Genomic DNA, 12288 nt, shown 5'->3' with positions numbered 1-12288 from the left:
GGGCTGTCATATAAGCATCACCGAACGTTCATGGCGATGACACCGGGGCTACATAGCCTGACTTTGCACAACACGGCTGCATAAAGAAAGTCGATCGGCTGCAACCCACGACGGGTTAAAGGCCCGTACGGAGATTCACATGACTCAGATCGCCCGCATCAGCGACACCGGCAATGAACGCCGCCTGCAAGCCGAACGCCTGATCGGCGCCGAGGCCTTGCAGCAAGCCCAGGCCTTGCGCTTCAACGTCTTCAGCGGCGAGTTCAACGCCAAACTGAAAGGCGCGGAACTGGGTCTGGACATGGATGATTATGATGTTCACTGCAGCCACATCGGTGTGCGTGACTTGAACACCGGCCGTTTGGTGGCGACCACGCGTCTGCTCGATCACACCGCCGCCAGCAGCCTCGGCAAGTTTTACAGCGAAGAAGAATTCAGCCTGCACGGCCTGACGCATCTGCAAGGCCCGATCCTCGAAATCGGCCGCACCTGCGTCGACCCGGCCTATCGCAACGGCGGCACCATTGCGGTGTTGTGGGGCGAATTGGCCGAAGTGTTGAATCAGGGCGGTTACAGCTACTTGATGGGTTGCGCGAGCATTCCTATGCAAGACGGCGGCATTCAGGCCCACGCGATCATGCAGCGTTTGCGTGAACGCTATCTGTGCACCGAACACCTGCGCGCCGAACCGAAAAATCCGCTGCCGACGCTGGATATTCCTTCCAACGTGATCGCCGAAATGCCGCCGCTGCTCAAGGCCTACATGCGCCTGGGCGCGAAGATCTGCGGCGAGCCGTGCTGGGACGAAGACTTCCAGGTCGCCGATGTGTTTATCCTGCTCAAGCGCGACGAACTCTGCCCGCGCTACGCCAAGCACTTCAAGGCGGCCGTGTGATGAGCCGGCTGCGGGTGTACGCGCGGATCGCGCGGGTGCTGCTGGTGGTGGCGCTGGGGTTGACCATGGCCACTGTCTTTGGCGTATTTGAACGAATTGGCCTGGCGCATTCGATGGAACGGCGTCAGCGCTGGTCGCGCTTCTTCATGGCGCGCCTGAGCAATGCCCTGCCCTTTCGCGTGACCGTGCACGGTGAGCTGCCGAAACAGCCGATGCTGTGGGTCAGCAATCATGTGTCGTGGACTGATATTCCGCTGCTCGGCATGCTCACGCCGTTGTCGTTTCTGTCCAAGGCCGAAGTGCGTACCTGGCCGGTGGCTGGTTGGCTGGCGGCGAAGGCTGGCAGCCTGTTCATCCGTCGCGGTTCGGGCGACAGCCAGTTGATCCGCAAGCAGATGACCCGTCACCTGCAAACCGACCACGCCCTGCTGATGTTCCCGGAAGGCACCACCACCGATGGCCGCTCGCTGCGTACCTTTCATGGTCGCTTGCTGGCGGCGGCGATTGATTCCGAGGTGATGCTGCAACCGGTGGCGATCCGTTATCTGCGTGATGGCGAGATCGATGCGCTGGCGCCGTTCATTGGTGATGATGATCTGCTCTCGCACCTGATGCGTCTGTTCAGCAATGATTGCGGCGATGTCGAAGTCCATCTGCTCAAGCCGCTTGCCTGTCAGGGTCGTGAGCGTGCGGCGTTGGCATTTGAAGCACAGCAGGCGGTGCAGAAGGCGTTGTTTGGTGAGGTGGCGAAACCGGCCGAACCGCGTCGTGCAGGCGAACTGATCGCCGCCTGAAAACACACATCCCCTGTAGGAGTGAGCCTGCTCGCGAAAGCGGTGTCTCAGCCAATGTAGATGCTGAATGACACGCCGCCTTCGCGAGCAGGCTCGCTCCCACATTTAGATCTTCAGTGATTCGGGGTTTTGGGCGAAGTCCTGGAGTTGCGGGTAGAACAAGCGGAAGTCTTCACTCAACGGCTCATACAACCGCCGCAATTCCTCCATCGCCCCCGCCAGCTCTTCCGGCCGGGTCAGTCGCCGTGAGATGCCGCGCAACACCTGCTCCAGCACTTCAAATTCCTGATACGAGCCCAACCAATCATTGGCGACCATGTGCGGGGCAATCTTCGCCAATCGCTCGGGCAGTTGCCGTTCGCGGGTCAGCACCCGATACACATCAGCGGTGAAAACCTCCAGCGGCTGATCGGCATACAACCGCCAGTCCCGGGCCAGGCAATGATCGAAAAACACGTCGAGGACGATCCCGGCATAACGCCGCCTCGTATCGGAAAACCGCCCCAACGCAACGTCCACCAACGGATGGCGATCGGTAAACACGTCAATCCGCCGATGCAGTTGAATGGCCGCCTCGACCTCCGGGGCAAACTGCCCTTGCAGCCGACCTTTGACGAAATCGCCATACAGACTGCCGAGCAGTTGCCCGGGGCGCTGGCCACCGAGGTGTAAATGTGCGAGATAGTTCATGGGCGCAGCTTAGCACTGCGACACACAAGCCATACACCCACGTATCGTTATAACGCGATATACCAATTTATGCTGATGTCAGATCAAAATCATATTGGTGTATCGCGATCTAACGATTTATATTTCGTCACATCGCGATATAGCGTTGTACACATTGTGAGCACCCTGCCATGAACCTCGACCTCGACGAAATAATAAAAGCCCTGGCGCACCCAGTACGGCGAGACATCCTCAACTGGCTGAAAGACCCGAAGAACGAATTTCCGGAACAGTTGCACAACCACGAGTACGGCATCTGCGCCGGGCAGATCGATCAACGCTGCGGCTTGTCGCAATCGACCGTTTCGGCACACCTCGCAACGTTGCAGCGCGCCGGCCTGATCAGCAGCCAGAAGGCCGGGCAATGGCACTTTTTCAAACGTAACGAGGACGTGATCCAGGCGTTCCTCAGCACCCTCAGTAAAGAGCTCTGACCCTTAACGTCAGCCAGCCGACAAGGAAACCTGCATGCCCCTCTCGCTACTCATTCTCGCCTTGAGCGCCTTCGCCATCGGCACCACCGAGTTCGTCATCATGGGCCTGCTGCCCAATGTGGCGGCCGACCTCGGTGTGTCGATACCCGGCGCCGGTTGGCTGGTGACCGGATACGCCCTCGGCGTGGCCATCGGTGCGCCGTTCATGGCCATGGCCACCGCCAGACTGCCGCGTAAAGCGGCGCTGGTGGCGTTGATGGGCATCTTTATTGTCGGCAACCTGCTCTGCGCCATTGCCAGTGATTACAACGTGCTGATGTTCGCCCGGGTGATCACCGCGCTGTGCCACGGTGCGTTCTTCGGCATCGGTTCGGTGGTGGCGGCCAATCTGGTGCCGGCCAACAAACGTGCTTCGGCGGTGGCGTTAATGTTCACCGGCCTGACCCTGGCCAACGTCCTCGGTGTGCCGCTGGGCACTGCGCTGGGTCAGCAATACGGCTGGCGCTCGACCTTCTGGGCGGTGACCGTTATCGGCGTGATCGCGCTGATCGGCCTGATCCGCTTCCTGCCGGCCAAGCGTGACGAAGAAAAACTCGACATGCGCGCCGAACTCGCCGCCCTCAAAGGTGCCGGGATCTGGCTGTCGCTGAGCATGACCGCGCTGTTCGCCGCCTCCGTCTTCACCCTGTTCACCTACGTCGCCCCGCTGCTCGGCGAAGTCACCGGCGTGTCACCGCGTGGCGTGACCTGGACGCTGATGCTGATCGGCCTGGGCCTGACCGTCGGCAACATCATCGGCGGCAAACTCGCCGACAAGGGCATGGCCGCGACGTTGATCGGCGTGTTCATCGCCATGGCCGTGGTCTCCACCGTACTGACCTGGACCAGCGTCGCGCTGATCCCGACTGAAATCACTCTGTTCCTCTGGGCCACCGCGTGTTTCGCCGCCGTGCCGGCGCTGCAAGTCAACGTGGTGACCTTCGGCAAAGCCGCACCGAACCTGGTTTCGACCCTGAACATCGGCGCCTTCAACGTCGGCAACGCCCTCGGCGCCTGGGTCGGCGGCAGCGTCATCGCCCACGGCTATGGCCTGACCAGCGTGCCACTCGCGGCGGCGGCTCTGGCCGTGCTCGCCCTGCTGGTGACCCTGATTACTTTCCGTCAGAACGGCAATGCCGATCTGGCCCCGGCAACCAACTGATTAACTTTTACTTACGAGGGTTGTAGACATGGCAACTATTTTTGATCCGATCAAACTCGGCGACGTCGAGCTGGCCAACCGCATCATCATGGCCCCGCTGACCCGCTGCCGCGCCGACGAAGGCCGCGTACCGAACGCGCTGATGGCTGAATACTACGTACAGCGCGCCTCCGCTGGCCTGATCCTCAGTGAGGCCACTTCGGTGACGCCAATGGGCGTTGGCTACCCGGACACCCCGGGAATCTGGTCCAACGATCAAGTGCGCGGCTGGGCCAACGTGACCAAAGCGATTCACGGCGCTGGCGGCAAGATCTTCCTGCAACTGTGGCACGTGGGCCGTATCTCCCACGAGTCGTACCTCAACGGTGAAACGCCGGTGGCACCAAGCGCGATCCAGCCTAAAGGTCACGTCAGCCTGGTGCGCCCACTGGCCGACTACCCAACCCCGCGCGCACTGGAAACCGCTGAAATCGCCGACATCGTCGACGCTTACCGCACCGGTGCCGAGAACGCCAAAGCCGCCGGTTTCGACGGCGTGGAAATCCACGGCGCCAACGGTTACCTGCTCGACCAGTTCCTGCAAAGCAGCACCAACCAGCGCACCGACAACTACGGTGGCTCGCTGGAAAACCGTGCGCGCCTGCTGCTGGAAGTGACTGACGCCGCGATCGAAGTCTGGGGCGCTGGTCGCGTTGGTGTGCACTTGGCACCGCGCGCTGACTCCCATGACATGGGCGATGACAACCTGGCGGAAACCTTCACCTACGTCGCACGTGAACTGGGCAAGCGCGGCATCGCGTTCATCTGCTCCCGTGAGAAAGAAGGCGCCGACAGCCTCGGTCCGCAACTGAAAGAAGCGTTCGGTGGCCCGTACATCGCCAACGAGCGCTTTACCAAGGACAGCGCTAATGAGTGGCTGGCCAGCGGCAAGGCTGATGCCGTGGCATTTGGTGTGCCGTTCATTGCCAACCCGGATCTGCCGGCTCGCTTGAAGGCGGATGCGCCGTTGAATGATGCGCGTCCGGAGTTGTTCTACGGCAAAGGCCCGGTCGGTTACATCGACTATCCAGCGCTATAAGCAGTAGGAACACAAAGCCCCCGACTTTTGAGAGTCGAGGGCTTTTTTGTGCTCGCCTGGAGAATGATTGCGCGTCTGAGTACGTAGCCCCTCACCCCAGCCCTCTCCCAGGGGAGAGGGAGCCGATCGGGGAACGTTCGAAATCGGAGCTCAACCGGATATTTCAGGTCGGCGTAACTCGCAAGAACACCTCGGTCAGTCCCCTCTACCTCTGGGAGAGGGTTAGGGTGAGGGCAAGCGGCTCACACTCATTCACACAGAAGACACAAATTCCCTACAAAATGCGTAGCTCGCTACGTTTAAACTCCCCCCGCTGCGAAGCTATATAAAGGCAGGCCAATTGACATAAGCGGTGTCAATTACGCATTTTGTTTCATTTGCGCAGGCTGGGGCTCAGGCGCAGCATATCCAACCCTGTATCGACCCAACGCTCGGCCTCGGCATGCAGCTCAAAGCTGTCCGGCGCCAGAAGCCATCCATACAGAAGGCCATCGATATAGCTGTGAATACTGATGGCCGCGCGGGCGGTGTCGAGATCTTCTGGCAACTGGCCGCGATTGACCGCATTACGCAACGTCAGAGCGATGCGCTCGTTGCAATCGAGACTGACGTCCCGGCGCTGCTGGCGCAAATCGCACATTTCATCGGTGAACTCGCACTTATGAAACAGAATTTCGTTGATACGCCGGGTTTTCGGGTCCAGCGCAACTTGATGAAACAAATGAATCAGCAGTTGGCGCATGCAGCCCAACGGATCGAGTTCATCTTCACTTTCGCTGGCCCTGGCCAATTCATCCAGCGGCTCACGCAGCGAATCCAGCATGGCCTGGACCAGATCGGCCTTGTTACTGAAATGCCAGTAAATAGCACCACGTGTGACGCCGGCCATTGTCGCGATATCGGCCAGCGTCGTACGAGCGACACCCCTTTCATAAAAGGCTTTCTCCGCCGCTTCCAGGATCTGGCTACGGGTTTCTTGAGCTTCCTCTTTGGTACGACGGACCATGACAGTAAAACCTCAAACAGGATGTTTCAGGGATGGCTGAATATCCGCTGAATAAAGAGGGGGCGATCTCTCACGGATCTGCTCCCCGGCCTACAATTTCAAACCTTGCGACGAGTTTTGTAACAGGGTGGATACGACGCCAAGGTATTTACAAACAACCATGAACGTAAGTATATTCCTTAGCAAGCTACTTATCCACCCGATACCCATTTTTTACCCTTCCACACTTCTTGTGCGCTTTTTGCGCGCCTGACCCGAGGATCTTCATGCAATTCAAGCCAGCTGTTACCGCTCTGGTCACTGCCGTCGCCCTGGCATCGCTGCTCAGCGGATGTAAAAAGGAAGAAGCGGCACCGGCCGCTCCACCGCCTCAGGTCGGCGTCGTCACCCTGCAACCACAAGCCTTTACCCTCACCTCCGAACTGCCGGGGCGCACCAGTGCGTACCGCATCGCGGAAGTTCGACCACAGGTCAACGGCATCATTCTCAAGCGCCTGTTCAAGGAAGGCGGCGATGTCAAAGCCGGTCAGCAGCTGTATCAGATCGATCCGGCGGTTTATGAAGCGACCCTGAAAAGCGCCGAAGCCAGCCTGCGTTCGACCAAGTCGATCTCCGACCGCTACAAGCAACTGGTCGATGAACAGGCCGTGAGCCGCCAGGAATACGACACCGCCGTGGCCAACCGCATGGAATCGGAAGCGTCGCTGCAGAGCGCGCAGATCAACGTGCGTTACACCAAGGTGTACGCGCCGATCTCCGGGCGTATCGGCCGCTCTTCGGTCACCGAAGGTGCCTTGGTGAGCAATGGTCAAACCGACGCCATGGCCGTGATCCAGCAACTGGACCCGATCTACGTTGATGTCACCCAGTCCTCGGTGGAACTGCTGGAGCTGCGCCGCGAACTGGAAAGCGGTCGTCTGCAGAAAGCGGGTGACAACGCCGCCGCAGTCAAGCTGACTCTGGAAGACGGCAGCCAATACAAGCTCGACGGTAAGCTGGAATTCTCCGAAGTGTCGGTCGACCAGACCACCGGTTCGGTAACTCTGCGCGCCGTGTTCCCGAACCCGGATCACACCCTGTTGCCAGGCATGTTCGTCCACGCGCAGCTGCAGGCCGGTGTCAACAGCGCCGCGATCCTCGCCCCGCAGCAAGGCGTGACCCGTGACCTCAAAGGCACGCCGACCGCACTGGTCGTCGGCCCGGACAACAAAGTCGAGTTGCGTCAGTTGAAGGCCAGCCGCACCGTCGGCAGCCAATGGCTGATCGAAGACGGCTTGAAGGCCGGCGATCGCCTGATCACCGAAGGGCTGCAATTCGTCAAACCGGGCGTCGAGGTCAAACCGACTGAAGCGACCAACGTCGGCACCAAGAACCCGGCCCCCGCTCAGGCAGCTGACAAAGCCGCCGGCGGCAAAGGGGAGTAATCCATGTCAAAATTCTTCATCGACCGTCCGATTTTCGCCTGGGTAATTGCCCTGGTGATCATGCTGGTCGGGGCACTTTCGATCCTGAAATTGCCGATCAACCAGTACCCAAGCATTGCGCCACCGGCCATTGCGATCTCCGTGACCTACCCGGGCGCTTCGGCGCAAACCGTGCAGGATACCGTGGTCCAGGTGATCGAGCAGCAGCTCAACGGTATCGACAACTTGCGTTATGTGTCCTCGGAAAGTAACTCCGACGGCAGCATGACCATCACCGCGACCTTCGAGCAAGGCACCAACTCCGACACCGCGCAGGTGCAGGTTCAGAACAAGCTGAACCTCGCCACTCCGCTGTTGCCGCAGGAAGTGCAGCAACAAGGTATCCGCGTGACCAAGGCAGTGAAAAACTTCCTGCTGGTCATCGGCGTGGTCTCGCGTGACGGCAGCATGACCAAGGACGACTTGTCCAACTACATCGTGTCGAACATGCAGGATCCGATTTCGCGGACTGCTGGCGTCGGTGACTTCCAGGTCTTCGGTGCCCAGTATGCGATGCGCATCTGGCTCGACCCGGCCAAGCTGAACAATTTCAACCTGACCCCGATCGACGTGAAGACTGCCATCGCGGCGCAAAACGTCCAGGTCTCGTCCGGCCAGCTCGGCGGCTTGCCGGCCGTACAGGGCCAGCAACTGAACGCGACGATCATCGGCAAGACCCGTCTGCAGACGGCCGAGCAGTTCAAGGAAATCCTGCTCAAGGTCAACAAGGACGGTTCGCAGGTTCGCCTCAAAGACGTGGCTGATGTTGGCCTGGGTGGCGAAAACTACGCCATCAGTGCCCAGTTCAACGGCAGCCCGGCATCCGGTCTGGCAGTGAAACTGGCCAACGGCGCCAACGCCCTCGATACGGCCAAAGCCTTGCGCACCACTATCGACAGCCTCAAGCCGTTCTTCCCGCCAGGCATGGAAGTGGTGTTCCCGTACGACACGACCCCCGTAGTGACCGAGTCGATCAAAGGTGTGGTTCACACGCTGGTCGAAGCGATCGCGCTGGTGTTCCTGGTGATGTTCCTGTTCCTGCAGAACTTCCGCGCCACCGTCATCACCACGATGACCGTGCCGGTGGTATTGCTCGGTACGTTCGGCATCCTCGCCGCCGCCGGTTTCAGCATCAACACCCTGACCATGTTCGGCATGGTACTGGCCATCGGTTTGCTGGTGGACGATGCCATCGTCGTGGTGGAAAACGTCGAGCGAGTCATGGCTGAGGAGGGCCTGTCTCCGAAGGAAGCGACCAAGAAATCCATGGGCCAGATCCAGGGCGCACTGGTTGGTATCGCCTTGGTACTGTCGGCGGTTCTGCTGCCAATGGCGTTCTTCGGTGGCTCGACCGGTGTGATCTACAAGCAGTTCTCGATCACGATTGTCTCGGCCATGGCCCTGTCGGTGCTGGTCGCGCTGATCTTCACCCCGGCACTCTGCGCGACCATGCTCAAGCCTATTCCCCATGGTGAGCACGGCGTTCCGAAAAAAGGCTTCTTCGGCTGGTTCAACCGCAACTTCGATCGCAGCGTCAAAAGCTACGAGCGTGGCGTCGGCAATATCCTGCGCCAGAAGGTGCCTTACCTGCTGGCCTACGCGCTGATTCTGATCGGCATGATCTGGTTGTTCATGCGCATCCCCTCCTCCTTCCTGCCGGAAGAAGACCAGGGCGTACTGTTCGCTCAAGTGCAGACCCCGGCCGGTTCCAGCGCCCAGCGCACCCAGGTAGTCGTGGATGAAATGCGTGAATACCTGCTGCGTCCGACCAAGGATGGCGGTGAAGGTGACACCGTCGCCTCGGTGTTCACCGTGACCGGTTTCAACTTCGCCGGCCGTGGTCAGAGCTCGGGTATGGCATTCATCATGCTCAAGCCTTGGGATGAGCGTAACGCCGACAACAGCGTGTTCAAGCTGGCGGCTCGCGCCCAGCAGCACTTCTTTACCTTCCGCGACGCGATGGTGTTCGCCTTCGCCCCGCCGGCAGTGCTGGAGTTGGGTAACGCCACCGGTTTCGACGTGTTCCTGCAGGACCGCGCCGGTATCGGTCATGAAAAACTGATGGAGGCACGCAACCAGTTCCTCGGCATGGCGGCGCAAAGCAAAGTGTTGTCGCAGGTACGTCCGAACGGTCTGAATGACGAGCCGCAATTCCAGCTCGAAATCGATGACGAGAAGGCCAGCGCCCTGGGCGTTACCATCAGCGACATCAACAACACCTTGTCGATTGCTTTGGGTAGTAGCTACGTCAACGACTTCATCGACCGTGGTCGGGTGAAGAAGGTGTACGTGCAAGGCCAGCCGGATTCGCGCATGAAACCGGAAGACTTGAAGAAGTGGTACGTACGCAACGCCAGCGGCACCATGGTTCCGTTCTCGGCATTCGCCAAGGGCGAGTGGATCTACGGTTCGCCGAAGCTCTCGCGCTACAACGGTGTGGAAGCGGTGGAAATCCTCGGTGCCCCGGCTCCAGGTTACTCCACGGGTGAAGCCATGGCCGAGGTCGAAGCCATTGCCGCGAAACTGCCGAAAGGCGTAGGCATCTCCTGGACGGGGCTGTCCTATGAAGAACGTCTGGCGGGTTCGCAGGCGCCGGCACTGTTTGCGCTGTCGCTGCTGATGGTATTCCTGTGTCTGGCGGCTCTCTATGAGAGCTGGTCGATTCCGATTGCGGTGGTGCTCGTGGTTCCGCTGGGGATCATCGGTGCCTTGCTGGCGACCAGTCTGCGCGGGCTGTCCAACGACGTGTACTTCCTGGTGGGGCTGTTGACGACCATCGGTCTGGCAGCGAAAAACGCCATTCTGATCGTCGAGTTCGCCAAGGAATTGCATGAACAGGGCGCCAGTCTGCGCGACGCAGCCATCGAAGCTTGCCGCATGCGTCTGCGTCCGATCATCATGACGTCCCTGGCGTTCATCCTCGGCGTAGTGCCTCTGGCAATTTCCACAGGCGCCGGCTCAGGCAGCCAGCACGCCATTGGCACCGTGGTAATTGGCGGTATGATCACCGCCACCGTACTCGCGATTTTCTGGGTACCCCTGTTCTTCGTTACGGTTTCGTCCATGGGCCAGCGTAAAATCACCGACCCGGATGACACTAAAGAAACTCCTAAAGAGGCTGGCCAATGAGCAAGTCGCTACTCTCCATCGCAGTCGCCGCCTTCGTGCTGAGCGGTTGCTCGCTGATACCTGATTATCAGCAGCCTGAGGCTCCGGTCGCAGGTCAGTACCCGCAGGGGCCGGCCTATTCGCCGGCCCAGGCACCGGCGCAAGCCGCTGCCGAGCAAGGCTGGAAGCAGTTTTTCCATGACCCGGCGCTGCAACAGCTGATCCAGGTGTCCCTGGAAAATAACCGCGACCTGCGTGTCGCGGCGCTGAACATCGACGCCTATGCGGCTCAATACCGCATCCAGCGCGCCGACCTGTTCCCGGCGGTATCGGCCAATGCCAGCGGCAGCCGTCAGCGGGTTCCGGCCCGTGCATCGCAGACCGGCGAGTCGAGCATCACCAGCTCCTACTCCGCCACTGTCGGCATCAGCGCCTACGAACTCGACCTGTTCGGTCGCGTTCGCAGCCTGAGCGAACAAGCGCTGCAACAATACTTCGCCACCGAAGAAGCACGCCGCAGCACGCAGATCAGTCTGGTCGCCAGCGTCGCCAATGCTTACCTGACCTGGCAAGCGGACAAGGAACTGCTCAAGCTGACCCAGGACACCCTCGGTGCCTTCGAAGAAAGCTACAAGCTGACCAGCCGCAGCAACGAAGTCGGTGTGGCTTCGGCACTGGACCTGGCGCAGTCGCGCACCTCGGTCGAGAACGCTCGCGCACAACTGGCGCGTTACACCCGCCAGGTGGCGCAGGACGAAAACAGCCTGACCCTGCTGCTCGGCACTGGTATCCCGGCTAATCTGCAAACGGCCAAACCGCTGTCCGATGACCTGCTCAGCGACGTCCCGGCCGGTCTGCCTTCGGATCTGCTGCAACGTCGTCCGGACATTCTGCAAGCCGAGTACAACCTGAAAGCGGCCAACGCCAACATTGGCGCAGCCCGTGCCGCGTTCTTCCCGAGCATCAGCCTGACCGCCAACGCGGGCAGCCTGAGCCCGGACCTGTCCGGCCTGTTCAAGGGTGGTTCGGGGACGTGGTTGTTCCAGCCGCAGATCAACCTGCCGATCTTCAACGCCGGCAGCCTGCGCGCCAGCCTCGACTACGCCAAGATCCAGAAGGACATTGGCGTGGCGAACTACGAAAAGTCCATTCAAACGGCCTTCCAGGAAGTCGCCGACGGCCTCGCCGCCCGCCAGACCTACACCGAGCAGTTGCAAGCGCAGCGTGACTTCGTCGCGGCCAACCAGGATTACTACCGCCTGGCCGAACGTCGCTACCGCATCGGCGTCGACAGCAACCTGACCTTCCTCGATGCCCAGCGTCAGCTGTTCAGCGCGCAACAAGCGCTGATCACCGACCGCCTCGCGCAGCTGACCAGTGCGGTCAACCTGTACAAGGCCTTGGGCGGTGGCTGGAATGCGCAGACCGCGCAGAACGAACCGCTGAAAGAAGAAGCGCCGAAGATGAAGTTGTTCTGATCATCGGCTGAATACAAGGAGCCCACCGATTGGTGGGCTTTTTGTTGCCTGTCAGAAAGTTGTGGTGTCTGGGCTGGCCCCATCGCTGGCAAGCCAGCTCCC

10 protein-coding genes are annotated in these 12288 nt (G+C 60.2%); 8 read left to right on the top strand and 2 right to left on the bottom strand.

The features are described from left to right. Positions 1–139 precede the first annotated feature (139 nt). On the top strand, positions 140–895 hold the full coding sequence (gene olsB, locus J0G10_RS07755; RefSeq protein WP_093438600.1) for an L-ornithine N(alpha)-acyltransferase: 756 nt from the start codon (positions 140–142) through the stop codon (positions 893–895). Further along, the gene (locus tag J0G10_RS07750; RefSeq protein WP_095049164.1) at positions 895–1689 is read left to right on the top strand and encodes a lysophospholipid acyltransferase family protein; all 795 of its coding nucleotides are present in this window, start codon (positions 895–897) and stop codon (positions 1687–1689) included. The genes olsB and J0G10_RS07750 overlap by 1 nt, the downstream gene beginning before the upstream one ends. Positions 1690–1794: 105 nt before the next feature. Here J0G10_RS07750 and J0G10_RS07745 read toward each other — a convergent pair whose 3' ends face one another. After that, positions 1795–2379, bottom strand: coding sequence for an acyl carrier protein phosphodiesterase (locus tag J0G10_RS07745; RefSeq protein WP_220558245.1), 585 nt, complete (start codon positions 2377–2379; stop codon positions 1795–1797). A 170-nt stretch (positions 2380–2549) separates the two neighbouring features. Between J0G10_RS07745 and J0G10_RS07740 the strand changes: the two genes are divergently transcribed. From J0G10_RS07740 to J0G10_RS07730, 3 genes are read left to right on the top strand one after another with little or no spacing between them, the layout of a single operon-like run. Then, positions 2550–2852 carry an ArsR/SmtB family transcription factor gene (locus J0G10_RS07740; protein WP_007917068.1) on the top strand — a complete coding sequence of 101 codons (303 nt, stop codon included), beginning with the start codon at positions 2550–2552 and terminating at the stop codon, positions 2850–2852. A gap of 34 nt (positions 2853–2886) precedes the next feature. Further along, a complete protein-coding gene (locus J0G10_RS07735) occupies positions 2887–4053 on the top strand; it encodes an MFS transporter (RefSeq protein ID WP_095049162.1) in 1167 nt (388 codons plus the stop codon). A gap of 28 nt (positions 4054–4081) precedes the next feature. Further along, entirely contained in the window at positions 4082–5131 is a 1050-nt protein-coding gene (locus tag J0G10_RS07730) for an alkene reductase (protein ID WP_220558244.1), read from the top strand. Between the two features lie 373 nt (positions 5132–5504). Here the strand turns inward: J0G10_RS07730 and emhR are convergent, their stop codons facing one another. After that, positions 5505–6137: an efflux system transcriptional repressor EmhR gene (gene emhR, locus J0G10_RS07725; RefSeq protein ID WP_016982806.1), complete on the bottom strand. Its 633-nt coding sequence runs from the start codon at positions 6135–6137 to the stop codon at positions 5505–5507. Between the two features lie 266 nt (positions 6138–6403). Here emhR and emhA point away from each other — a divergent pair, with 266 nt between their 5' ends. From emhA to emhC, 3 genes are read left to right on the top strand one after another with little or no spacing between them, the layout of a single operon-like run. Then, positions 6404–7561, top strand: coding sequence for an efflux RND transporter periplasmic adaptor subunit EmhA (emhA, locus tag J0G10_RS07720; protein WP_095049160.1), 1158 nt, complete (start codon positions 6404–6406; stop codon positions 7559–7561). Between the two features lie 3 nt (positions 7562–7564). Then, positions 7565–10729, top strand: coding sequence for an efflux RND transporter permease subunit EmhB (gene emhB / locus J0G10_RS07715; RefSeq protein ID WP_095125606.1), 3165 nt, complete (start codon positions 7565–7567; stop codon positions 10727–10729). Next, a complete protein-coding gene (gene emhC / locus J0G10_RS07710; protein ID WP_093438633.1) occupies positions 10726–12186 on the top strand; it encodes an efflux RND transporter outer membrane subunit EmhC in 1461 nt (486 codons plus the stop codon). Before emhB ends, emhC begins: the two co-directional genes overlap by 4 nt. Positions 12187–12288: the final 102 nt, after the last annotated feature.

It is taken from the genome of Pseudomonas germanica (assembly GCF_019614655.1).
Lineage (GTDB): Bacteria > Pseudomonadota > Gammaproteobacteria > Pseudomonadales > Pseudomonadaceae > Aquipseudomonas > Aquipseudomonas neuropathica.
The sequence above is the reverse complement of the archived record's forward strand: the minus strand, read 5'-3'. Positions and strand labels throughout refer to the sequence as shown.

What these genes read in the sequence shown, in the direction of transcription:
- olsB (WP_093438600.1), top strand. Translation starts at nt 140, where the DNA reads ATGACTCAGATCGCCCGCATCAGCGACACCGGCAATGAACGCCGCCTG.
- J0G10_RS07750 (WP_095049164.1), top strand. Translation starts at nt 895, where the DNA reads ATGAGCCGGCTGCGGGTGTACGCGCGGATCGCGCGGGTGCTGCTGGTG.
- J0G10_RS07745 (WP_220558245.1), bottom strand. Translation starts at nt 2,379, where the DNA reads ATGAACTATCTCGCACATTTACACCTCGGTGGCCAGCGCCCCGGGCAA.
- J0G10_RS07740 (WP_007917068.1), top strand. Translation starts at nt 2,550, where the DNA reads ATGAACCTCGACCTCGACGAAATAATAAAAGCCCTGGCGCACCCAGTA.
- J0G10_RS07735 (WP_095049162.1), top strand. Translation starts at nt 2,887, where the DNA reads ATGCCCCTCTCGCTACTCATTCTCGCCTTGAGCGCCTTCGCCATCGGC.
- J0G10_RS07730 (WP_220558244.1), top strand. Translation starts at nt 4,082, where the DNA reads ATGGCAACTATTTTTGATCCGATCAAACTCGGCGACGTCGAGCTGGCC.
- emhR (WP_016982806.1), bottom strand. Translation starts at nt 6,137, where the DNA reads ATGGTCCGTCGTACCAAAGAGGAAGCTCAAGAAACCCGTAGCCAGATC.
- emhA (WP_095049160.1), top strand. Translation starts at nt 6,404, where the DNA reads ATGCAATTCAAGCCAGCTGTTACCGCTCTGGTCACTGCCGTCGCCCTG.
- emhB (WP_095125606.1), top strand. Translation starts at nt 7,565, where the DNA reads ATGTCAAAATTCTTCATCGACCGTCCGATTTTCGCCTGGGTAATTGCC.
- emhC (WP_093438633.1), top strand. Translation starts at nt 10,726, where the DNA reads ATGAGCAAGTCGCTACTCTCCATCGCAGTCGCCGCCTTCGTGCTGAGC.